This is a genomic window from Plantactinospora mayteni (assembly GCF_016862935.1).
Classification (GTDB): Bacteria; Actinomycetota; Actinomycetes; order Mycobacteriales; family Micromonosporaceae; genus Plantactinospora; species Plantactinospora mayteni.
Genome location: NZ_BONX01000009.1, coordinates 76620 through 99568, shown reverse-complemented (window position 1 = coordinate 99568; position 22949 = coordinate 76620). Strand labels below are relative to the sequence as shown.

Here is a 22949-nt window from a genome sequence, read left to right as displayed (position 1 = left end):
CCGGCGTCGTTTCCACCGTTACCCCTTCCCGACGACCCGTCCGGCGGGGCATCAGCCCTTCAAGCCCGCCGTGAACAGGAAAACTTACGGCAGGATATTTCCTAGGCGGGAAATCTTCCAGTAGCGTTCGAGGTCAAGTCCCACCGAACCCGTCGAGGCCCACCGGCCACCCGAAAACTGGAGGAGGCGCCGTGACCCAGGTCGAACCGGCAACCGCCGTGCTCGCCCCCCGTACCCCCACCGACCCGGCGCACCCCGGCCAGCCCTACGAATACCGCCGCCGCGCCCTGGTCGAACCCGACTGGACCCGCTTCCCCGGCTGGCGCCAGGTGACCCGCGAACAGTGGGAATCCGCCCAGTGGCAGCGCGCCAACTGCGTCAAGAACGTCAAGCAGCTCCGCGCCGTACTCGGCGACACCGTCGACGACGACTGCTACGCCGACCTCAGCACCGACCAGGCCACCCAGGCCACCATGTCGATGCTGGTCCCGCCGCAGATGCTCAACACGATGGTGCCGGACGGGCCGATCAGCACCGACGCCTTCCGGGCCGACCCGATCCGCCGCTACATGCTGCCGCTCGCCACCGACCGGCGCACCGACTGGCCCTCCCACCCGTACGCCACCCGCGACTCGCTGCACGAACACGACATGTGGGTCGCCGAGGGCCTCACCCACCGCTACCCCACCAAGGTCCTCGCCGAACTGCTCTCCACCTGCCCCCAGTACTGCGGGCACTGCACCCGGATGGACCTCGTCGGCAACTCCACCCCGACCGTCGACAAGCTGCGGCTCAGCCTCAAGCCCGTCGACCGGTACGACGCGCACATCGGCTACCTGCGTGCCCACCCCGGGGTACGCGACGTGGTCGTCTCCGGCGGCGACGTCGCCAACGTGCCGTGGCGGCACCTCGAGTCGTACCTGATGCGGCTACTGGAGATCGAGACGATCCGGGACATCCGGCTCGCCACCAAGGCACTCGCCGGACTCCCCCAGCACTGGCTCCAGCCGGAGGTGGTGGAGGGACTCGAACGGGTCGCCCGGACCGCCGCCCGACGCGGCGTCAACCTCGCCATCCACACCCACGTCAACCACGTCCAGTCGCTCACCCCGCTGGTCGCCCGGGCCGCCCAGACCGCGCTGGAGGTCGGCGTCCGCGACGTACGCAACCAGGGGGTGCTGATGCGCGACGTCAACGCCAGCACCGCCGACCTGCTCGACCTCTGCTTCGCACTCCAGGGGGAAGCGGGAATCCTGCCGTACTACTTCTACATGTGCGACATGATCCCGAACGCCGAACACTGGCGGGTACCGGTCTGGCACGCCCAGCGGCTCCAGCACGACATGATGGGCTACCTGCCCGGGTACGCCACCCCGCGAATCGTCTGCGACGTGCCGTTCGTCGGCAAGCGCTGGGTGCACATGGTCACCGACTACGACCGCGAACGCGGCATCTCGTACTGGACCAAGAACTACCGTACGTCGATCGAGTCGGACGACCTCACCGCCCTGGACCGGCGGTACGCCTACTACGACCCGATCGACACCCTGCCCGAGGCCGGCCGGACCTGGTGGGCCCGGCACGGCACTCAGACCACTCACTGAGGACGTACGACCGTCACCGGTCGAACGACTCCTTCGCGTTGCGGCCGGCATCCTTCACGTTGGTGCCGGCCTGCTTCGCCTTGGCCTGCATCTGCTCGGAGGCGCCCTCGCCGCGCATCTGCTCGTTGTTGGTCCGCTCGCCCATCCGTTCCTTGGCGGCGCCCTTCAACTCCTCCGCCTTGTTGCGCATCTTGTCCATGGCACTCATGTCGCACTCCTCACCTCGATGGCTCCGCTCGCGGCGGCTGGCCCGCAGGTAACTTGCCCGACGTGCCCAGGATGAAACCTGCCTAATCATCTCGTTCTGACCATCCGGCCCCAGACCGGACAGGGCTTCGGGCGGTAGTCGATGCGTGGGGCGCTGTTCGGCCTTGTGCGCCGAGGCACATCGCGTAGGCCATCCTAGGACGCTAGTTCGCGGCATCTGGCCGGGGGACTCGACGAGCTGGACCAAGGTCGAGGATGATCCGTCTCGACGTCGACCGCGACGCACCGAGTCACGGCCAGTCGGCCACCTCAGTCCTCGGGATCGTCCTCGTCGACAGCGTCGCGATCGTCCATCTCGCCGTACCGTAGGACGGTCCCGTCGACGAGGAAGCTCGCCGCCTCCGGGGCCGGATGGCCGTCGATCCGGAGTTCGCTCACGTCACCCGGGCGGATCCGCGGCTCGCGCAGCTCTGGGACCGCCGCGACGACGCTCCCCCAGTCGACGGTGACCGCGACGGCGTCGCCCTCGCGATCCCAGATGGCCTCGTGGTTTCCGGGTGCCGCGCGCAGCGAGCTGCCGTCGGCGAAGTGGACCTCGAAATGCGGCAACAGGTCGAGACCGTCGCTCAGCACGCCGTGCTGCACCGTCCACAGTCGCCAGGTGAAGGTCGTGGTGACCAGCTCCAGCGCCAACCCGAGATCGTCGAAGGCCGCACCCCGGGCGGCACAACCGTTGGCCTCCACCACTGTGCGCACCTGGTCGAGGTCCGGGTAGGAGTACGCCATCGCGAGGTCGCGCCAGGCCGACGAACCGGAGCACTCCACGATGTAGTAGCTGGGCTCCCGCGCGGTGTCGGCCGGCCTTGGCGGCAGCGACTGCTCGTCGGTGCCCAGACCCGGCAGCTCCGGGACCTCGCTCGGGACCAGGTCGGCGAGGGAGAGCCGCCAACCACCACCGCCCCCGTGCGCGAACAGTTGGTCGCTCACCGGGTCGTACCCCACTCGGCAGCCGGTGTCGAACAGGACGATCTTGCCGGGCTCGCGCTTCGACAGCGCACATCCGGGAGGTAGTTCCGCCACCGGTTGGAACCGCCCGTCGCGCCACACCGCGATGCCGTCGGCCGACACCGACCACAGGCCGCCGCGCCGTACCGACCAGAACAGCGCCTGGGGCTGCCAGTCGGCATCCTCGCCGACCTGCGACCACTCGTCACCGCGCAGCAGCCACAGCTCGTCCGCGACGAAGCAGTACAGGCCGCCGGGGTTCGCGCACAGCAGCGCCTCCCCCTCGGGCGGGGTGTCGTCGGTTTCCAGCTCGTGCCACCGGCCCCGCTGCTGTACCCAGGTTTCCAGGTCCTCGCCGCACCACAGCACGAGCCGGTCGCCGGCCTCGTCCCAGCAGAGCCGGTCGTTGTTGTACTCGTAGCTCCGACCGGCGACGTCCTCCTCGGGCCGGCTGAGCCGCACCGCCCGCCCGGCGCTGTCGACCCGGTGGACCGCGCCCTCGTCGTCGAGGACGACCAGACCGCGGGGGGTCGCCGCGGCCAACTCCACGTCGTCGACGTCGTGCGACATCGACGACCACCGGTCGCCGTCGAGACGAGCCAGCGCACGGTCGTCCAGCCTCGCCGCCCACAGTGGACCATCGGAGGTCGCGGTCAGGCACCAGCGGTCGTCGGTGGCGTCGAACGGGAGCTTCCACGGCGGTACGGGTGCCGCGACGAACCCGGGGCCGTCCACTGTGCTGTCCCGCGCGACGTAGGCGTCGTTGTCCCGGTCCAGCAGGAGCCACGAACCGTCGGTCCCGTCGCGTGCGATCGGCGCGGCCCTGGTGAAGAACGGCAGTCGCGGCCCGTCGGCGTCCGGTTGGTCGAACGGACGTACCGTCTGCGGCGCCTTGCCGCACAACACGTCCACCCGGCGGTCAACCGGGTTCCAGACGACGCTGTTCCCCTCTTCGCCGGTTGCGGGACCCTCGACCCAGCCCGCGTCCTGGCTCCACACGAACATCCGACCGTCGTAGTCGTCGCTGCTGGCGACGATGATGCCCCGGTCCGGATCGGCGGCGGCGGTGCGCAGCTCGTACTTCTCCTCGTCCAGGTCGGGAATCGGGCCGGCCACCAGGTCCAGGGTGTCGCCGTCCTGCGGCACTCCGAGCACGGTGCCGTCGTGGGCGAGCAACAGCAACCGCTCGCCGATCCGGAACGCGGCGAACACCCGCCGGTCGTCGGCAAGCTGCGGCGGATACGCCAGCGTCCGGTCCCGGTCGGGATGGCGCAGCGAGGTCAGCACCACGCCGGTGAGCGCCGCCCGGGTTTCCGGCTCGGCGCGGCTCCCCGTCAGTCCGAACAGCAGCGTGTCGGCGACCACCGGGTCGTGGCACGCGAAGATGGCGTGCAGACCGTTGCCGTACTGGTGTTCCGGGAAGATCCCGCCCGCGAGGTGCGTGAACCGGTCGCCGGACCACCGCCACAGGTCGCGTTGGTGCACGCCGGCGCCCTGGGTGAAGAGCACGACCCCTGGCAGGCCAGGATCATGGACGAGCGCGCGGGTGTGGCGATACCCGGAAATGCCCGCCGGGCTGAGCGCCGTCCACCGCGTCGCGTCACTCGTCATCGCTGGGCCTCCACTGTGGTTACGTCGGATTTGATCGGGCTCATTACACTACTTCCCTGCTGTCCGGCTGGAAGCGCTGCCGCACGATATCTGGGGAAGGCAAACGACGATGAGAGCAGAGCGACTCGTGGTGGGCGACCGGTGAACCGCGCCCAGACCCTCGGCCGCAAGGCCGCCACCCGGCTGGTGGCGGATCCACCCGAGTGGCTGCGCACACTGCGTCGCGACGCTGCGACCCAGGACCTCGGCGTGTCGTGGCACGACGACGACACGATCGCCGAGGAGACCGAGGACGCCGACGAGCGGCCGTCCGACTGGGGCCTGCACACCCAGGCCACCAGGCAGCACATCCGGCTGAACCGGCCGCATCTGGTGCCCGTCGCGGCCGGGCCGGAATACACCCGGCGCGGGATGGGTACCGAGAGCGACGCCACGTGGTACGTCGACAGCCGCGACCCGCAGCACCTGCTCTTCGCGCCGAGTCCGGAGTACCCGCCGTTCCTGCACGTGCCCGCCGGCACCACCGCGGAGCAGATGGCGCAGGTGCTGCGCGGGTTCTTCCCGGTGCCGCGACCGACCCGGGTGACGCTGCCGAAGGTCGCGCGCGGCTTCCTCGGCTACCTCGGACGGCTCGGCGTGCCGAGCCCGTACACCGGCCAGGTCGAGGGCATCGACGGGCTGACCCTCGACCGCTACTACACGATGAACCTCTACACCGAGGTCAACTCGTGGGGCAGTGCCTTCTTCGACGACCCGTACCCGGAAGAGTGGCATCGACCGATCGAGATGATCGGCCTCGGCCGCGAGGCCATGAAGCAGGCTGACGCCGTGCCGTCGAAGACGTGGCGCACCGCGCACAGCGGCTCGTACCTGACCATCGAGGCACACGACGGCGAACTGCTGGTCGGTGAGGTGCGCTACCGGTCCAACACCTACCCCGAGGTGGTGGAGAAGCTCAACGCCACCTTCGGTTCGTACTTCCCCACGGACCTGCCGGTCGACGTGATCGGCGCGCTGCTGGGCTTCGACTTCCAGACGATCGACATGCTGGAGCGCGAACTCGCGGAAGAGACCGACCCCGGCAAGATGCTCGGCCAGTTGCACATCGCCACCGCGCTGGCATACGGCGACCTCGACGCGTTCGCCCGGCTGCGGCCCCACTTCGACCACGACAACCCGTCGTACCGGGCGCAGGCCATGAACTTCCTGCTGTCGTACAACTACGCGTACGTGCTGGAGGAGCTGGCCCACACCGAGCCGGAGGAGCAGCTCTCCGAACAGCTGCACCGGGTGCTCAACCGTGGCATCAACAGCCGCCACCCCGACATCTTCGAGGGCGGCGCCGACTACGACTATGACGACGAAGACGAGGACGACGAGTGACGACCAGCGAACTCAGCGACTCGCACTGCTATGTGTTGCGCCCGGGCACTCCCGCGTCGGCGGTGTCGGACCTGGCGGTGGGGCAGGGCTGGGAACTCGTCGCCGACCAGCCTCGCGGCTACGACAGGGTGGCGATCCGACGGTGGCGGGTCACCGGCGGCACCGAGACCGGTGCGGGTGTCGACGAGATGGAGCTGATCGACGACCACATCGCGGGCTACCGGGCCGTCACCGCACCCGACCTGATCCGGGACCGGATCGCCGGGTCCCTTCCACTGTGGAGCGCGGACGACCTGTTCACGCAGGCACAGTCGGCGGCAGACCCGCTGGTGCGGATGCGTGCCCTACGGGCGCTGCAATACTTCCAGATCGTGGCGGCGATGCAGGCCGCACCGCAGGCGCCACTCGATCCGGACGATCCGGACCTGCGGTTGATCGCCGACGACGAGCGATACCTCGCCGCGTTCCGTCGCGGGCTGGAGGATCCCGTACCGGGCGTACGGCGTGCCGCGCTCGACGGCCTCTGCCGCACCTTCTACCCGGGTGCCCAGGCGATCCTGCGGGAATACCGCGACCGGCTGCCCGACCACACCGAGACGATCGACTGGTACCTGGAGAAAGGCACCCACCGCATCCGCGCCAAGGCAGACGGCGAAGCTGGTTGACTGGAGAGATGGCCGAGATCGTCCTTATCCGCCACGGCGAGACCACCTGGAGTGCCAGTCACCGGCACACCTCGTACACCGATCTGGAGCTGACCCCGGACGGCGAGCGGCAGGCCCGCGAGGTGGCCGCGGAACTCGCCGGCCGGACGTTCGCCGCCGTGCTCTCGAGCCCTCGGCGGCGGGCACTGCGCACCGCGGAACTCGCCGGACTACCCGTGACGGAGGTGGACGAGGACCTCGGCGAGTGGAACTACGGGGAATACGAGGGGCTGACCACCGACGAGATCCGGCGGGAACGCCCCGACTGGGTGCTCTGGAGCGACGGCTGCCCCGGCGGCGAGTCCCCGGAGCAGGTCGGTGCCCGGCTGGACCGGGTACTGGCCCGGGCGACCGCGCTGCTCGACACAGGTGACGTGGCCCTGGTGGCGCACGGGCACAGCCTGCGGGTGGCCGGGGCGCGCTGGATCGGGCTGCCGGCCAGCGGCGGCGGCCGGCTGCGGCTGGACACCGCCGCCGTCTCCGCGCTCGGCTACGAGCACGGCCGCCCAGTCATCCTTAGGTGGAACTCGCCGGGCCGGGCGGGAGCGCCCGCAGCCGGGCCGTCGCCGGATCCGAACTGACCTTCGACGCCGGGGGCAGCTTCGGCGGGCGGCTCTCGTACGGGATGGAGAGCACCACCGTGGTCCTGGTGGTGACGTTGGCGGCGGTACGGATCTCCTGGAGTACCCGCTCCAGGTCCACCGGGCTGGCCACCCGGACCAGCAGCAGGTAGAAGTCCTCCCCCGCCACCGAGTAGCACGAGTCGATCTCCGGCAGGTGGGCCAGTCGGTCCGGTGCGTCGTCCGGCTGCGAGGGATCCAACGGCCGGATCGCCACGAACGCGCTCAACGGCAGGTCGATCGCCTCGAACGCGATCCGCGCCGCGTACCCCTTGATCACGCCGCGCTGCTCCAGCCGGCGGACCCGCTGGTGCACGGCGGACACCGAGAGCCCCACCCGTTCGGCCAGATCCGTGTACGACAGTCGGCCGTCGGCGGCCAGAGCCGCCAGGATGGCCCGATCGGTCTCCTCCACGGCGTGCAACCTACCGGCAAACGGTGCTCCGGACGACGCCGAACCGGCCGCGTCGCCGCCGCACGTTTTCAGGTCGATAGCCGGCGGCGGCCCCACGGTGTCGATCGCCGGCCCGGTCGACAGGCCGGGACGGCGTGGTCAGCGGGTCGGGAAGGCTCGGGTCGACAGGCCGGGACGGCGTGGTCAGCGGGCCAGCGAGCGGGCTATCACCAGGCGTTGGATCTGATTGGTTCCCTCGACGATCTGCAACACCTTCGCCTCCCGCATGTACCGCTCGACCGGGTGGTCCGCCACGTAGCCGGCGCCGCCGAGCACCTGCACGGCGTCGGTGGTCACCCGCATCGCGGCGTCGGTGGCGAAGAGCTTCGCCTTGGCCGCCTCGATCGAGTACGGCCGTCCCGCGTCCCGCAGCCGGGCCGCGGCCAGGGTCAGCGCCCGGGCCGCCGACACCTGGGTCGCCAGGTCGGCCAGGAGGAAGCCCAGCCCCTGGAAGTCGATGATCGGCTGGCCGAACTGCTCCCGCTGCCGGGCGTAGTCGACGGCGTAGTCCAGGGCCGCCTGGGCCAGCCCGACGGCGCAGGCGGCGATGCCGAGCCGGCCGCTGTCCAGCGCCGACAGCGCGATCCGGAACCCCTCCCCCTCGGCACCGACCAGCCGGTCGACCGGGACCCGGGCGTCGTCGAAGGCGATCTGCGCGATCGGCGACGAGCGCAGCCCCATGGTGCGCTCCGGGGTCTGCGGGACGATCCCGGCGGTGCCGGCGTCGGCGAGCAGGCAGGAGATGCCCTGGGCGCCGGGGCCGCCGGTCCGGCAGAAGATGTTGTAGAAGTCGGCGCTGCCGGCGTGCGTGATCCACGCCTTGGTGCCGGAGACGAGATAGTCGTCGCCGTCCCGCCTCGCCCGGGTGGTCAACGCCGCCGCGTCCGAGCCGCCCTGCGGCTCCGAGAGGCAGTACGCCCCCAGCAACTCGCCGCCGATCATGTCCGGCAGCAGTTTGCGTACCTGTTCGCTGCCGTAGCTGGCCACCGGGTAGCAGGACAGGGTGTGCACGCTGACCGCCTCGGCCACCGCCAGCCAGCGGCTGGCCAGGATCTCCAGCACCTGGAGGTAGACCTCGTACGGCTGCGCCGCGCCGCCGTACTCCTCCGGGTAGGGCAGGCCGAGCAGTCCGGCCCGGCCGAGGGTACGCAGCACCTCGCGGGGGAACACGCCACGCTGCTCGAAGTCGGCCACCCGGGGCGCGAGTTCCCGGTCGGCGAGTTCGGTGACGAGGTCGAGCAGTTCGTACGCCTCGTCGGTGGGCAGGATCCGGTCGACGCTCACAGCCGCACCAACTCCCGGGAGACGGTGTTGAGCCGCTCCACCCCGTCCGGGGTGCAGACCACGATGTCCTCGATCCGGGCGCCGTGCCGGCCGGCCAGATAGATCCCCGGTTCGATGGAGAACGCCATCCCCGGCTCCAGCGGCAGCTCGTTGCCGGCGACCAGGTACGGGTCCTCGTGTCCGTCCAGCCCGATCCCGTGCCCGGTCCGGTGCAGGAAGGCGGCCCCGTAGCCGGCGTCGGCGATGACCTCGCGGGCGACCGAGTCGACCGCCGCCGCGCTGACCCCGGGCCGTACCGCACCGACCGCGGCCTGCTGGGCGGCGTGCAGCACCTGGTAGTAGTCGGTGAAATCGGGTGGCGGTGTCCCGATCACGTAGCACCGGGTGGAGTCCGAGCAGTAGCCGGACGGCATGGTCCCGCCGATGTCGACGACCACCGGTTCGCCGGCGCCGATCACCCGGTCGGAGGTGCCGTGGTGCGGACTGGCCCCGTTCGGGCCGGCGGCGACGATCGCGAAGTCGGCGGTGGCGTGCCCGGCCTCCCGGATCGCGACCGAGATGTCGGCGGCGACCTCTCCCTCGGTCCGGCCGGGCCGGAGCCACTCGGCCATCCGGGCGTGTACCGCGTCGATCGCGGCGCCGGCCTCCCGCAGCGCCGCCACCTCGGCCGGCGACTTGCGCAGCCGCAGGCCGCGCAGCACCTCGCCGGCGAGCCGCTGGGCGGTGCCGGGCAGCGCGGTGCGCAGCGCGAGCACCTGCTCGGCCCACATCCGGTCGCCGAGCCCGACCGCACCGACCGGCCCGCCGAGGGCCTGCACCACCAGCGGGTACGGGTCGGTGCCGTCCGGGTGGTCCACGATGCGTACGCCCGTGCGCGGCGCCGGGGACGCCTCGGCGGCCGGCCGCTCCAGGGTCGGTACGACGAGGGTCGGTTCGCCGGTCGCCGGCAGCACCAGGCAGGTGAGTCGTTCGAGGGCGTGCGCGTGGTAGCCGGTCAGGTAGCGCAGGTCGGAGCCCGGCGGGATGAGCAGGGCGTCCAGGCCGGCGTCGGCGGTGGCTTCCTGGGCTGCCGCCAGCCGGTGCGGCGGATAGAGGTCTTCGTAACCCACGTCACTAGCTTAACGGTCGTTCGGGCGGAATCGACCGGCGGGACGGCCCAGGCTGTCGACCCGCCGTCGCGGGGCCTGTGACCGGGGCGGGCGAGGCTGTGCCAGGCTGTCCGGGTGAACGACAGCCGCCCCCTGCTCCTCATCGACGCACCGAGCCTCTACTTCCGGGCCTACTTCGGCATCCCGGAATCGGCCGCCAAGGCGCCGGACGGCAGCCCGGTCAACGCCGTCCGGGGCTTCCTGGACATGCTGGCGACACTGATCCGCACCCGCCGGCCGGACCGGCTGGTCTGCGCGCTGGACTACGACTGGCGCCCGGCCTGGCGGGTGGCGCTGCTGCCGTCGTACAAGGCGCACCGGGTGGCGCCGGAGGGTGGCGAGGTGGTGCCGGACACCCTCTCCCCACAGGTGCCGCTGATCCTCGAACTGCTGGCCGCGATCGGCATCCCGGCGATCGGGGTGGACGGCTACGAGGCGGACGACGTACTCGGCACGCTGGCGGCGACCTCGCCGGCACCGGTGGAGGTGGCCTCCGGCGACCGGGACCTGTTCCAGCTCATCGACGACAGCCGGCCGGTGCGGCTGCTCTACTGCGGCCGTGGCGTGGCGAAACTCGAGGACTGCGACGACACCGCCGTCCGGACCAAGTACGGCGTACCGGCCGCCGGGTACGCCGACTTCGCCGCGCTGCGCGGCGACCCCAGCGACGGCCTGCCCGGGGTGGCCGGCGTCGGTGAGAAGACCGCCGCCCGGCTCGTCGAGCGGTACGGCAGCCTGGACGGCATCCTCGCCGCGCTCGACGACCCGTCCTCCGGCTTCGCGCCCGGACTGCGGACCAAGCTGACCGCGGCCCGGGACTACCTGGCGGTCGCCCCGACGGTGGTCCGGGTGGCCCTGGACGTGCCGCTACCGCCGATGGACCCCACCCTGCCGGCGGCGCCGGTCGACCCCGACCGGCTGCTCGCGCTCGCCGAGCAGTGGAACCTCGCCGGCCCGTGCCGCCGGCTGGTCGACGCCCTCGCCGGCAACACCGTGCCCGCCTGACGCGTCAGGAGTCGGGCGGGTTCAGAAGGGCTGGCGGGTCTTGAAGCGCCGGCCCGGGCCAGCGGGCGGGACTTCGCGGCCCGCCACCCCGGGCGGGGCGGAGGGCTCGACGGCGCGTTCGGCCGTCTGCTCCACGGTGCGCCGTTCGGCGTCCAGCCGCTCGGCGGCCCGGTCGGCCAGGTACGCCGAGGCAGCCCGGTCGTCCGCGGTCGGGGTGGCGAGCAGCGCGTAGAACAGCACGAACGCCACGAAGATGACGATCAGCATGATCGGCAGCAGCAGGTTCGCCCCACTGGCACCGGTCGGGGCCGGCGCGGACGGCTGGGGATGCACCGACATCGCCGCCATCCCGGTGTAGTGCATCCCGCTGACCGCGAACCCCATCACGACGGCGGCACCGGTCACCGCACCGGTGCCGCGTACGGTGACGGCCAGCCAGAGCGCGGCGGTCGCGGCCACCACCGCGATCAGCACCGACACCACCAGCAGCGACGTCTCGTAGTCGAGCCGCCCGCGCAGCTGGATCGCCGACATGCCCAGGTAGTGCATGGCGGCCACGCCGAGCCCGGCGAACATCCCGCCGAGCAGGATCCGCAGCCGGTCGAGCCGCCCGAAGACCGCCACGACCAGCCCGATCCCGACGGTGACGACCGCGACCAGGGCGCTCGCCACGGTCGTCGGCACGTCGTACCGGAGCGGGGTACCGGCGACGCTGAACCCGAGCATCGCGGTGAAGTGCATGGTCCAGATCGCCGTACCGCCGATCGCCCAGGCGGCCAGCGCCAGCCACCAGATCCGGCGTACCGAGGTGCGGGCCTCCCGGGCCCGTACCGCACAGAGCAGCCCCAGGAACGAGCCGAGGACGGAGAGTCCGTAGCTCAGCACGGGCGTGACCCAGCCGTACTGGAAGTGGTCGATGGTGCCCATCCCGGTGATCCCCTCGCGCCGTCGCACGGCGGTTCCGCGCCCCGCGAATGATGATCACTTGCGGTCCGAACGGCCACAACGGTGCTTCGGGTGCATCTGGTGATGCTTCGGGCGCGTTCGGTGGGCCGACGGGTTGTGGGCAGGGTGACCGGAAAGATCATCCCCGGAGGAGGGCCGGTTGACCTGACGGAAGATGTCGGCTGGCTGAACAGTCGAGCCGGTTCGCTCGACCGTCAGGTCGCGCCGTGGTAGGCGAGTACGCCCCGGTTGATCGTCGCCATCGCCTGCCGCGCCGTGCCGCGCAGCTCCACCGAGGCACCCGTCGAGTCGGCGACCTGCCCGAGCAGGTCCACCACCTGCCGGGCCCACCGGACGAAGTCACCGGCCGGCATGTCGCCGTCCAGGTTGTGGCCGCTGGCCAGTACCTTCGCCAGCGCCTCGCCCCGGGCCCACCGGTATACCGGCCAGACGAAGCCGAGGTCGGGCTCCCGGGTCGCCTCCAACCCCCGGGCCGCCTCGTCGGACTCCAGCTCGGCCCAGATCTTCAGGGTCTCGCCGACCGCGTCCGACACCGGACCCCGGGGCACCGAGGCCCGCTCGTCGGTGTCCCGCCGCGCCTCGTAGACCACCACCGAGACCGCGGCGGCCAGCTCGGAAGGGGACAGCCCGTCCCAGACCCCGCGCCGCAGACACTCCGCCACCAGCAGGTCCGCCTCGGTCCAGATCCGGCCCAGCATCCGGCCCGCGTCGGTCACCTCGCCGGACTCCGAGAGGTAGCCACGGGCGGTGAGGATGCCGCAGACCCGGTCGAAGGTCCGGGTCAGCGATCCGGTACGCCCGGAGACCCGCTGCCGCAGCTCTGCGGTGTCCCGCTCCAGGCGACGGCGGCGCTCCGCCCAGCGGGCGTGCTCCTCCCGGTCCGGGCAGGCGTGACAGGGGTGCCGGCGCAGCTCGGCCCGGAGCTGGCTGAGCCGCTCGTCCTCGCCACCGCCGCCCCGGGACCGGCCGCCGCGCCGGGCGTGCCGGTCCAGCCCCGTCCCGCTGACCGCCGCCGCCAGATCCCGGCGGGCCGCCGGGGAACGGTGGTTGAAGTGCTTCGGTACCCGGATCCGGGCCAGCACCTCGGCCGGGGTGGTGAAGTCGCCGGGGGTGATCCGCCCGGCCCACCGGTCCTGGGTCAGCACCAGCGGCCGAGGCTCGCCGAACCCACCGACACCGGGATCGAGCACCACCGCCAGCCCGGCCCGCCGGCCCGCCGGCACCCGGATCACGTCACCGACCCGCAGCCGCTCCAGCGCGGCCAGGGTCGCCGCCCGGCGCTGCGACTGCCCCTGCCGGGCCAGCGCCTGCTCCCGGTCGTGGATCGCCAGCCGCAGCCCGAAGTACTCGTCGAAGTCGCCGTGCTCGCAGCGCACCTCCGCGCCGTACGCCTCGACGGTCTCGACGTTGCGCTGCACCTGCCGGGCCAGGCCGACCACCGACCGGTCCGCCTGGAACTGCGCGAACGACGATTCGAGCAGCTCCCGGGCCGGCGCGGCACCCACCGACCCGACCAGGTTCACCGCCATGTTGTACGACGGCCGGAAGCTCGACCGCAGCGGATAGGTACGCGTCGAGGCCAGCCCCGCCACGTGCCGGGGATCGACCTCCGGTGACCAGACGACGACGGCGTGCCCCTCGACGTCGATCCCCCGCCGACCCGCCCGGCCGGTGAGCTGGGTGTACTCCCCCGGCGTCAGGTCGACGTGCGCCTCCCCGTTGAACTTGACCAGCCGTTCCAGCACGACACAGCGGGCCGGCATGTTGATCCCGAGCGCCAGCGTCTCGGTGGCGAAGACCGCCTTCACCAGCCCACGCACGAACAGCTCCTCGACCACCTCCTTGAACGCCGGCAGCATCCCGGCGTGGTGGGCGGCGAGGCCGCGCTCGAGGCCGTCGAGCCACTCCCAGTAGCCGAGTACGGCGAGGTCCTCGCCGGGGACGCTGGTGATCCGGCTCTCCACCACCCGGCGGATCTCGGCCCGCTCGTCCGGGGTGGTCAGCCGCAGCCCGGCGGCCAGGCACTGCTGGACAGCGGCGTCACAGCCGGCCCGGCTGAAGATGAAGAGGATCGCCGGCAGCAGGCCCTCGCGGTCGAGCCGCTCGACGATGTCGGCCCGGAGCGGGCCGCGCCAGCGGGGCCCCCGGGGACCGCCACGCCCCCACCCCGGCCCGTGCGTACGGCCGTCGCCGAGTTCGAGGCGGCGCAGCATCTCCCGGGTGTAGCGGAGCAGTTCCGGGTGCACGTCGTGCTTGCGGGCCGCGTCGGCGTCGTGGAACAGGTCGAACATCCGCCGGTTGACCAGCATGTGCTGCCAGAGCGGCACCGGCCGGTGTTCGCTGACCACCACCTCGGTCTCACCGCGCACGGTGACCAGCCAGTCGGCGAACTCCTCCGCGTTGGAGACGGTGGCGGAGAGCGAGACCAGGGTCACCGACTCCGGCAGGTGGATGATCACCTCCTCCCAGACCCCGCCCCGGAACCGGTCGGCGAGGTAGTGCACCTCGTCCATCACCACGTACGCCAGCCCGGCCAGGCTCGACGAGCCGGCGTAGAGCATGTTCCGCAGTACCTCGGTGGTCATCACCACCACCGGCGCGTCGCCGTTGATCGCGTTGTCCCCGGTGAGCAGCCCCACCTGCTCCGAGCCGTACCGGTCCACCAGGTCGTGGTACTTCTGGTTCGACAGCGCCTTGATCGGGGTGGTGTAGAAGCACTTCCGGACCGGCCCGCCCGGCTCGGCCCCGGCGTCGCTGTGCAGCGCCAGGTGCACGGCGAACTCGCCGACGACGGTCTTACCGGCGCCGGTCGGGGCACAGACCAGGACACCGCTGCCCCGCTCCAGCGCCTGACACGCCTCGCGCTGGAAGTCGTCGAGATCGAACCCGAGTTGCTGGGCGAACTCGTCAAGCGCGGGGAACATGCTGGCCTGCGCGGCCCGGCGGCGCGCTGCGGCGTACCGCTCGGCGGGGCTCGACATGAACCCAAGATTAATGCGTACCGGGTGCTCGCACGTCGGCAGGCCGTAGAGCGGGCCCCCGAGAGCCGGTCGGTAGGGTGCACGACGTGCCGGATCATGCCGAACCGCCCAAGCCTCGTACGTCGAGCGGAACCGCCGACCCCACCCCCGGGCAGCCACCCCGCCGCCCGGTGGACGCGGTGCTCTTCGACTTCCACGGCACCCTCGCCCAGGTGGAGGAGCCGGTCGCCTGGGTCACCGCCGCTGCGGCGGCCTGCGGGGCGACCCTGGACCGCGCCCGGGCGACGGCCCTGGCCGACCGCCTGGTCACCGCCGGCCGGGCCGGTGGACCCCTGCCGACCCGGGTCCCTCCGCACCTGGCCGAGGTGTGGGCGGAACGCGACCTCTACGGTCCCGCCCACCGGGCCGCCTTCGTGGGGCTGGCCGAGACGGTCGACAGCGGCGTGAACGGCCTCGCCGAGGCCCTCTACGACCGCCTCCTGGTCCCGGACGGCTGGCTCCCGTACGCCGACACCAGGGCGACCCTGGAGGCGCTGCGCGCGGCCAGGGTGCCGGTGGCGGTGGTCAGCAACATCGGATTCGACCTCCGGCCGCTCTTCGACGCCTGGGAACTCACCGACCTGGTCGACGCGTTCGTGCTCTCCTACGAGGTAGGGCGCTGCAAGCCGGATCCCGCGATCTTCTACCGGGCCTGTGGCCTGCTCGGCGTCGACCCGGAGCGGACCCTGATGGTCGGCGACACCCCCGCCGACGCCGGAGCCGTACGCGCCGGTTGCGCGGTGCTGGTGCTGCCGGCGGCCGACGCGGGACAGGTCAACGGGCTGACCGCCGCGGTGGACCTGGCGATCGCGAACGGCCGCTGACCGGGGTGGTTCGGCCAGAGTGGTTCGGCCAGGGTGGTTCCGCCGGGGTGTCGCGAGGTGTCCGGCGCCGACCGGGCCGAAGCAGCGCGAGGGACGCCGGCAGCGCATCGCCGGCACCGGCGAGGCGCCCTCAGCCCGGCTGGTCCGCGGGCTCCAGCAGGTCGGCGACCGTGGCGATGCCCGACTCGATGGCGCGCTCGCTCAGGTTGCCGAAGCCCATCACGAGCTGTGCGGGCGTGGTGTTGCCGGACATCCGGAAGGTGCTCATGCCGTACAGCCCGACCGACCGCTCCCGCGCCGCCGCGACCACGTCCTCCTCGCGTACCCCCTCGGGCAGGTGCGCGACCGCGTGGAAGCCGGCCGCCAGCCCGGTCAGCCGTACGCCCGGCGCGTGCCGGGCCAGGGCGTCGACGAGGGCCTCGCGGCGGGTCGCGTACACGGCGCGCATGCGGCGCAGGTGGCGGTCGTACCGGCCGGACTCGATCAACCGGGCGAGCGCGAGCTGGTCGAGGCCGGGTGAGCCCCGGTCGTCGAGGCGCTTCTCCTCGATGACCGCGGCGGTGAGGTGCGGCGGGCACACCACCCAGCCGAGGCGCATCGCCGGAGCGAGTGACTTGCTGACCGTGCCGAGGAGCACGACGCGGCCGGCGGCGATGCCCTGGAGGGTGCCGACCGGCTCGCGGTCGTAGCGGAACTCGGCGTCGTAGTCGTCCTCGACGATCACCGCGTCCCGTTCGGCAGCCCAGGCGGCGAGCGCGTGCCGGCGGTCGGGGGCGAGCACCACGCCGGTCGGCGACTGGTGTGCCGGCGTGAGCACCACGGCCCGCGCGGCGGTACGGGCCAGCGTGGTGACGTCGATGCCGCGCTCGTCGACGGGTACCGGCGTGACCTCCAACCCCAGCCGGGTGACGGCGGTGAGGGTCTCCCCCCGGCCGTTCCCGGGATCCTCGAACGCGACCGTGTGCACGCCGGTGCGGGACAGGACCCGCAAGGCCAGCCCGAGTCCCTGGGCGAAGCCCGTGCAGACCACGATGTCGGCCGGGTCCGCGACGGCGGCCCGCACCCGGCGGAGGTAGCCGGCCAGCACACTGCGGAGGGTGCGGTCGCCGCGCGGGTCACCGTAGTGGAGATCGGCGGTGGGCACGGTGCGGCACGCATCCCGAACCGCCCACGCCCAGTCGGCGCGAGGGAAGCTGGCGAGGTCGGGCACCCCGGAGGCGAAGTCGACCTCCAGCCGCGCCGCGGGTGCGGGCGACGACCGGGCGGGCCGACCGAGCGAAGACGTCGCCGCCACCCGCGTGGCCGAGCCGACCCGGGCGGTCAGGTAGCCCTCAGCGTAGAGCTGGCCGTAGCACTCCTGCACCAGGCCGCGGGAGACGCCGAGTTGCCGGGCCAGCTCGCGCGACGACGGCAGCCGCTCCCCGGCCTGTAGGCGGCCGGCGCGGATCGCCTCGCGCAGCCCGCCTTCCAGCTGGGCGCGGAGCGGCTCCGGCCCCTCGCGGTCCAGCCGCAGCAGCACCTCCGGACTCAAACCGGCCCACTCGATCGCCATGGAATTGGACCTTAGCGGGGGCCGGCTGCGTCCATACGTTCAGGACATGACGACGATCGCACCGGCTCCCCGCCTGCTCTCCCGCCCGCTCGCGCTGGTCATGCTGGCCGACTTCGCCGGGCTGTTCGGCTTCTACCTGCTGCTGTCGGTCGTACCCGCGCATCTGACCGCGGCCGGTGCCGGCGGCTTCGCCGCGGGCCTCGCCACCGGCGTGCTGATGCTGTCGTCGGTGGCCGGCGAGTTCGCGATCCCGCGCCTGGTCAGCCGGTACGGCTTCCGCACCGTCCTCGCCGCCGGCCTGGCCCTGCTCGCCCTGCCGGTGTTGGCACTGCTGGTCTCGGCCGCGCTGCCGGTCGTAGTCGCGGTCTGCGTGCTGCGCGGCCTCGGCCTCGCCGTGATCTTCGTGGTGTGCGGCGCGTGGGGCGCCGAACTCATCCCCGCCGAGCGGCGCGGCGAGGGCCTCGGCGTGCTCGGCATCGTCGCCGGCCTGCCCGCGGTCGTCGCCACCCCGCTCGGCGTGTGGCTGATGGGCCACGCCGGCGCCGAGGCCGTCTTCGCGCTCGGCGCGCTGGCCGCGCTCGCCGGCCTGGTCGCGGTGCTCGGCATGCCCGCCGGCCGCACGACCGAGGAGGCGCCCACCGGCATGGCCGCCGCGCTGCGCTCGCCCGCGCTCATGCGCCCCGCGATCGTCTTCACCGGCACCGCGATGGCCGCCGGCATCGTCGTCACGTTCGTCCCGGCCGCCGTCCCCGGCGGCGCCGGCAGCCTGGCCGCCGTCGCACTGCTCGCCCAGGCCGGCGCCACCACCGTCGCCCGCTGGTGGGCCGGCCGGTACGGCGACCGCCACGGCGCCGCCCGCCTCCTGATCCCCGGCGCGCTGCTCGCCGCCGCCGGCATCCTCGCGCTGGTACTGGCCGGCAACCCGCTCGCGGTACTGGCCGGGATGGTCGCCTTCGGCGCCGGCTTCGGCACCGTGCAGAACGCCAGCCTCGCAATGATGTACAGCCGCGTCTCCACCGCCGCCTACGGCACCGCGACCGCGGTCTGGAGCATCGCCTACGACACCGGGTACGGGCTCGGGGCACTCGGCTTCGGCGCGCTGGCCAGCACAGCCGGGTACCCGATCGGCTTCGCCCTCACCGCAGCGGTGATGGTGGCCTTCGCAGTGGCGGGTACCCAGCCGGGCCGGGCTAACGGCGGCACCTCGAACTCGAAGAACTAGTTGGAACTAGTTGTCCACCGCGAAGCGGCCCAGCATCGCGGCCGTCTCGGGGGTCGAGGTCGGCCGGCGCCTCAGCCCCGCCGGGGACGGGTTCCGCGTTTTCCGTCTCGGGCTGGCTGCCGCCGCGACCGGCGTGCTCACGGTCGTCGCCTGTCGGCGCCGGGGGGATGTCCGTTCGCGAGACTGTCGAGCGGGGTGCACAGCCGGGGCACCTCCGCAGCCATCGGTGCAGGCGCGGACCCGGTCCGCCATCGGGGACACCGGTCCGGGCAACTCCGGGACCGGCGGAGCCGCCCGGCTGCGGGAGCACAGGCGGGGCAGCTCGACAGTCTCGCGAACAGGTATCCCGCCGCCTGGTCGCCGCAGGGCGTCGGCACGAGCGGCGTCGGGCGCCGGGAAGCGGGGCGAGTGCGGCCTGCACCGGAGTCCGGGACAGGTTGTGCCCCCAGGGTGGGCGGCCGGGAGAGGATCGCGCTGCGGCGGATCAGCGCAGCAGGCGTACGGCGCCCGGGACTGCGGTGACGGTCAACGGGAGCGGCAGCGCGCGCTCGCCGTCGGCGTACCCGACGATGTCCTCGGCGACGAGTTCGACCGTACGGGCCCGCTGGGTGTGCACCATCGGGTGCGCCAGGTGGGTGCCCCGGTAGACCCGGGGCTTGATCCGGGTCAGCGTCGTCCGGCTGATCGGGCCGGCGTAGACCACGTCGAGCAGCCCGTCGGTCGGGTCGGCCGTCGGGCAGATCCGCATCCCCCCGCCGTAGCTGGGGCAGTTGCCGACCGCCACCAGTACCGCGTCCAGTTCCCGGGCCACCCCGTCCAGCCGGAGCAGATAGTGGCGGGGCCGCAGCCGGGCCAACTCGACCAGGATGGCGAGGTCGTAGCGGCGCGGCCCGCGCGGCCAGGACATCCGGTTGGCCCGCTCGTTGACCAGCGCGTCGAAGCCCGCCGCCAGCACCGCGCCGTACCACCGGCTCGTCCCGTCCGGGCCGGTCATCCGGGCCAGGTCCGCCGAACGGGTCCGGCCGGCTGCCAACGCGGCGACGATCACCTCGACCGCAGCGAGCGGGTCGGCGGGGAAGCCGGTGCCGACCGCGAAGTCGTTTCCGGTGCCCGCCGGCACCGGGCCGAAGGCGACACCGGTACCGGCGACCGCCTGGAGCGCCAGATGGACCGTGCCGTCGCCGCCGACCGTCACCAGAGCGGCGGCGCCGTCCGCCACAGCGGCCCGACAGGCCGCGCCCGCCTGCGCGGCACTGCCAGCCTCGAGCAGCCGTACCGGCCGACCCACCGTGCCGAGCCGATCGAGTACGGCCGGCAGCAGTCCCCGAAACCGGCCCCGCCCGGCGGTCGGGTTGGCCAGTACTGCCAGGTGGCCGTCGGGCAGCCCGCCGGCGGCGAGGGACCCGGGAAGTTGATCGTCGGCGGTCACGGCGAGCACCGTACCGCCCGCCGTGCCGCCTCCGACAGCTCCGGTGAGATCAGGTCATGTCGTCGTAGCGCCGGTCGATCGGTTGTGGCGCCTCGACCCGGTCGGGTGCGGGGACCGGCGTGGCGGAGTCGACGCGCTCACCGGCGGTTACCGGCTCCGGCTCCAGGTCGAGCGGCGAGACCTCGTCGTCGTCCAGCCCGGCGTAGACCTCCTTGCCACGGCCCTTACGCCGGTCGTTGATGAATGCCACCCCGACGGCGACGAAGTACAGCAGCGACAGTGAGAGGGCGAGTAGGGTCATGCCGAACGGTCCCGGGTCCGGCGTGGCGATCGCCGCGAAGGCAAAGCTGAGGAAGACGATGACCCGCCACCAGCTCAGCAGCCGGCGGGCGGTGACCACGCCGGTGAAGTTGAGCATCAACAGCAGCAGCGGGAACTCGAATCCCAGCCCGAACAGCAAGATCATGTTGGTGACGAAGGCGATGTACCGGCTCATCTCGAGCCCGGCGGAGAGGTCGCCCACGCCAGCCTCGATCAGGAACTCCAAGCCCCGGTCGACCACGATGTAGGCCAGCGCCGCGCCGGCCACGAAGAGCGGCACCGAAATCGCGACGAAGATGTACGCCCACTTGCGCTCGTGCCGGTGCAGGCCCGGCGCGACGAACGCCCAGAGCTGATAGAGCCACACCGGTGCGCCAACTATGAGGCCGACCCACAACGCGAGCTTGAGCTTGAGTACCAGGCCATCCGTCGGCCCAAGCATGAGGAACTGCTGGCAGACCCCGCTCGCATCGGTGGATCCGTCGAGCCGGCAGTACGGCTGACGGAGGATGTTGTAGACCGGCTCAGCAAGGAACCATCCGACAATCAAGCCGACGAGCAGTCCAAGTGAGGCCCAGAACAGCCGGTTACGCAACTCCCGGACATGCTCGATGAGGGTCATCGAACCGTCGGAGGCTCGCTCGAAGTTGCTCGGACCGCGCCGGCGCAGGGCGAAGGCCACGGGAACGGTCCCCGGTCAGTTGTCGCGGACGCGCTGGACCGGGTCGTTGACCGGCGCGGCGGGCGGCTGGTAACCGGGCTGGTGCACGCTGGTCGGGTGGACGGTGTCCCCCGGCAACGGCTGGCGGCCCGCCTGCGCGTCGGCCTTCTCCGCCAGGTCCTTGTCGTCCTCGGAGAGGCTCCTGGTCTCGGCCTTGATGATCCGCAGCGAGCGACCGAGCGAGCGAGCCGCGTCCGGAAGCCGCTTCGCGCCGAAGAGCAGGATCAGCACAACCACGAGAACAATGATGTGCCACGGCTTGAGGGCGCCCATGGAAGCTCCAGTTCGATGTTTTGTCCAGCAAAAAGGTGTGTCTTGGCCCATCGTACGTGCGTCGGGGAGGAGTGCCACCCGCCAGGTTGGTGACTTTCGGGCCGGCTGGTGAAGTCTTGACCAACGCGGAGCGTCCGTCAACCACCTGATCGACGGCCCTGAGCAGGGGTTACGCGTCGATGCCGACTATTCCTCACCGCCGCGCCTGGCGCGGATCAGCACGAGCCGCTGCTGGAGCGTCTCGACCTGCTGCTGCATGGCCTCCGCCCGATTCTGCACGGACAGCGCGACCCGCTGGAGGTCTTCGGCCTGCTCCTGGCGGCGTTGCAGACCCAGTGCGGCCCGGTGCAGTCGCGGCAGCCGGGTCAGCACCCGGCGGATCGCGAGCCCGAGCACCAGGAGCCCGACGAGGACGGCCGCGAGCACGATCCACTTCACCACGTCGGCCAGCCTAGTGGCTGCCGGCCGTTGTCGCCGGATCGGCACCCTGGGCCAACTCGACGCCCGAGCGCGCGGCACCCGGCTCCGGTGCGCCGTCCGGCGGCAGGGTGGCGTACGCGTCGAGTGCGGCGGCGGCCCGCTCGCGTACCTGGTCGGCGAGTTCCGCCGGGGCGACCACCGTGACGTCCGGCCCGAGCCCCAGCACGAACCGCCGGGCCCAGCCGAGGTCGGTCACCCGCAACGAGACCAGCCACTCCCGGCCGGCCCCATCGGCGTCACCGGTGCCCGGATCCGGCTCGACGCGCTCACACGGGTAGTACTCGGTGATCCACCGGCTGGACCGGCCGACCCGCAGGGTCACCAGCGGCAGGTCCTGGTCGGGGCGGAAGATGCCGGCGCTCAGGTCGTGCAGCCGGGCCTGTGGCGGTGCTGCGGCCGGCTCGTCCAGTTCCACGAGCGCGTCGATCCGGTCGGCCCGGAACAGCCGCATCGACTCCGCCCGCCGGCACCATGCCTCCAGGTAGGCCAGGCCGCCGACCATCAGTACCCGGATCGGGTCGACGGTGCGTTCGGTCGTCTCGTCCCGGGTCGCGGCGTAGTAGGTGATCCGGAGTGCCCGGCCCCGCTGCACCGCGCCGTGCAGCGCCGCCACCCGGTCGCTGTCCCCCGGCATCCGTACCGCGACGGGGGCGTCGGCGAGTTCGCCGGCCGCGTTCTCGATCTTGGCGAGGGCGCGTTCGATCGCGTCCCGGTTGGCCATCCCCGGCGTCTCGGCGAGCATCCGCAGCGCGACCACCAGCGCCAGCGCCTCGTCCGGGGTGAGCCGCAGCGGGCGGTCGATCCCCGCGTCGTAGGTGATGGTGACCCGGTCACCGTCGAAGGCCATGTCGATCAGGTCGCCCGGCCCGTACCCGGGCAGGCCGCAGACCCAGAGCAGCTCCAGGTCCTCGCGCAACTGCCGCTCGGTCACCCCGAGGTCGGTGGCCGCCTCGGACACCTCGATCCCCGGTCGGGCCAGCAGGTATGGCACCAGGTTCAGCAGTCGGGCCAGCCGGTCGGCCGAGGTCCGCGCAGTCCCGCCGGACCGTTGCGCCGGACGAGTCACGCCGGCTCCCCCCTCTGGTCAGTTCCCCGGGGCCCCAACCCCGGTCCGCC

At 72.4% G+C, this 22949-nt stretch carries 20 protein-coding genes; 7 read left to right on the top strand and 13 right to left on the bottom strand.

From position 1 onward, the window contains the following. Positions 1–218: 218 nt before the first annotated feature. Positions 219–1604 carry a KamA family radical SAM protein gene (locus Pma05_RS08750; RefSeq protein ID WP_203856957.1) on the top strand — a complete coding sequence of 462 codons (1386 nt, stop codon included), beginning with the start codon at positions 219–221 and terminating at the stop codon, positions 1602–1604. Between the two features lie 13 nt (positions 1605–1617). Here the strand turns inward: Pma05_RS08750 and Pma05_RS08745 are convergent, their stop codons facing one another. Both Pma05_RS08745 and Pma05_RS08740 read right to left on the bottom strand, forming a co-directional pair. Then, positions 1618–1812 carry a CsbD family protein gene (locus tag Pma05_RS08745; RefSeq protein WP_203856821.1) on the bottom strand — a complete coding sequence of 65 codons (195 nt, stop codon included), beginning with the start codon at positions 1810–1812 and terminating at the stop codon, positions 1618–1620. Between the two features lie 308 nt (positions 1813–2120). Further along, positions 2121–4427 (bottom strand): hypothetical protein, encoded by a 2307-nt coding sequence (locus Pma05_RS08740; RefSeq protein WP_203856820.1) that lies wholly within the window; start codon positions 4425–4427, stop codon positions 2121–2123. A 141-nt stretch (positions 4428–4568) separates the two neighbouring features. Here Pma05_RS08740 and Pma05_RS08735 point away from each other — a divergent pair, with 141 nt between their 5' ends. The 3 genes from Pma05_RS08735 to Pma05_RS08725 are packed head-to-tail and all read left to right on the top strand — an operon-like array spanning position 4569 to position 7095. After that, positions 4569–5810, top strand: a complete 1242-nt coding sequence (locus Pma05_RS08735) for a hypothetical protein (protein ID WP_203856819.1) — start codon at positions 4569–4571, stop codon at positions 5808–5810. Beyond that, positions 5807–6475: a hypothetical protein gene (locus Pma05_RS08730; RefSeq protein ID WP_203856818.1), complete on the top strand. Its 669-nt coding sequence runs from the start codon at positions 5807–5809 to the stop codon at positions 6473–6475. Before Pma05_RS08735 ends, Pma05_RS08730 begins: the two co-directional genes overlap by 4 nt. An 8-nt stretch (positions 6476–6483) precedes the next feature. Then, positions 6484–7095, top strand: a complete 612-nt coding sequence (locus Pma05_RS08725) for a histidine phosphatase family protein (RefSeq protein WP_203856817.1) — start codon at positions 6484–6486, stop codon at positions 7093–7095. Here the strand turns inward: Pma05_RS08725 and Pma05_RS08720 are convergent. From Pma05_RS08720 to Pma05_RS08710, 3 genes are all read right to left on the bottom strand, one after another. Then, complete coding sequence (locus tag Pma05_RS08720) at positions 7031–7549, bottom strand: Lrp/AsnC family transcriptional regulator (RefSeq protein ID WP_203856816.1); 519 nt, start codon at positions 7547–7549, stop codon at positions 7031–7033. The genes Pma05_RS08725 and Pma05_RS08720 overlap by 65 nt on opposite strands. A 183-nt stretch (positions 7550–7732) precedes the next feature. Continuing rightward, entirely contained in the window at positions 7733–8872 is a 1140-nt protein-coding gene (locus tag Pma05_RS08715; protein WP_203856815.1) for an acyl-CoA dehydrogenase family protein, read from the bottom strand. Then, the gene (locus tag Pma05_RS08710) at positions 8869–9981 is read right to left on the bottom strand and encodes a M24 family metallopeptidase (RefSeq protein WP_203856814.1); all 1113 of its coding nucleotides are present in this window, start codon (positions 9979–9981) and stop codon (positions 8869–8871) included. Before Pma05_RS08710 ends, Pma05_RS08715 begins: the two co-directional genes overlap by 4 nt. Positions 9982–10095: 114 nt before the next feature. Between Pma05_RS08710 and Pma05_RS08705 the strand changes: the two genes are divergently transcribed. Then, a complete protein-coding gene (locus tag Pma05_RS08705; RefSeq protein WP_203856813.1) occupies positions 10096–11025 on the top strand; it encodes a 5'-3' exonuclease in 930 nt (309 codons plus the stop codon). A 21-nt stretch (positions 11026–11046) separates the two neighbouring features. Here Pma05_RS08705 and Pma05_RS08700 read toward each other — a convergent pair whose 3' ends face one another. Together Pma05_RS08700 and Pma05_RS08695 are read right to left on the bottom strand one after the other, a co-directional pair. After that, positions 11047–11979, bottom strand: coding sequence for an MHYT domain-containing protein (locus tag Pma05_RS08700; protein WP_239311986.1), 933 nt, complete (start codon positions 11977–11979; stop codon positions 11047–11049). A gap of 206 nt (positions 11980–12185) precedes the next feature. Next, entirely contained in the window at positions 12186–14972 is a 2787-nt protein-coding gene (locus Pma05_RS08695; protein ID WP_203856812.1) for a DEAD/DEAH box helicase, read from the bottom strand. Between the two features lie 86 nt (positions 14973–15058). Here Pma05_RS08695 and Pma05_RS08690 point away from each other — a divergent pair, with 86 nt between their 5' ends. After that, the gene (locus tag Pma05_RS08690) at positions 15059–15835 is read left to right on the top strand and encodes an HAD family hydrolase (protein ID WP_372441441.1); all 777 of its coding nucleotides are present in this window, start codon (positions 15059–15061) and stop codon (positions 15833–15835) included. 130 nt (positions 15836–15965) lie between these two features. Here Pma05_RS08690 and pdxR read toward each other — a convergent pair whose 3' ends face one another. Further along, positions 15966–17387, bottom strand: coding sequence for a MocR-like pyridoxine biosynthesis transcription factor PdxR (gene pdxR / locus Pma05_RS08685; RefSeq protein WP_203856811.1), 1422 nt, complete (start codon positions 17385–17387; stop codon positions 15966–15968). Between the two features lie 46 nt (positions 17388–17433). Here pdxR and Pma05_RS08680 point away from each other — a divergent pair, with 46 nt between their 5' ends. Beyond that, positions 17434–18609, top strand: a complete 1176-nt coding sequence (locus Pma05_RS08680) for an MFS transporter (RefSeq protein WP_203856810.1) — start codon at positions 17434–17436, stop codon at positions 18607–18609. A gap of 484 nt (positions 18610–19093) precedes the next feature. Here the strand turns inward: Pma05_RS08680 and Pma05_RS08675 are convergent, their stop codons facing one another. From Pma05_RS08675 to Pma05_RS08655, 5 genes are all read right to left on the bottom strand, one after another. Continuing rightward, on the bottom strand, positions 19094–20038 hold the full coding sequence (locus tag Pma05_RS08675; RefSeq protein WP_203856809.1) for a diacylglycerol kinase family protein: 945 nt from the start codon (positions 20036–20038) through the stop codon (positions 19094–19096). A gap of 49 nt (positions 20039–20087) precedes the next feature. Further along, positions 20088–21041, bottom strand: coding sequence for a twin-arginine translocase subunit TatC (tatC, locus tag Pma05_RS08670; protein ID WP_203856808.1), 954 nt, complete (start codon positions 21039–21041; stop codon positions 20088–20090). A gap of 15 nt (positions 21042–21056) precedes the next feature. Beyond that, positions 21057–21353, bottom strand: coding sequence for a Sec-independent protein translocase subunit TatA (tatA, locus tag Pma05_RS08665; RefSeq protein WP_203856807.1), 297 nt, complete (start codon positions 21351–21353; stop codon positions 21057–21059). Positions 21354–21539: 186 nt separating this feature from the next. After that, positions 21540–21794, bottom strand: coding sequence for a hypothetical protein (locus tag Pma05_RS08660; RefSeq protein ID WP_203856806.1), 255 nt, complete (start codon positions 21792–21794; stop codon positions 21540–21542). Between the two features lie 10 nt (positions 21795–21804). Beyond that, positions 21805–22899 carry a helix-turn-helix transcriptional regulator gene (locus Pma05_RS08655; RefSeq protein WP_203856805.1) on the bottom strand — a complete coding sequence of 365 codons (1095 nt, stop codon included), beginning with the start codon at positions 22897–22899 and terminating at the stop codon, positions 21805–21807. Positions 22900–22949: the final 50 nt, after the last annotated feature.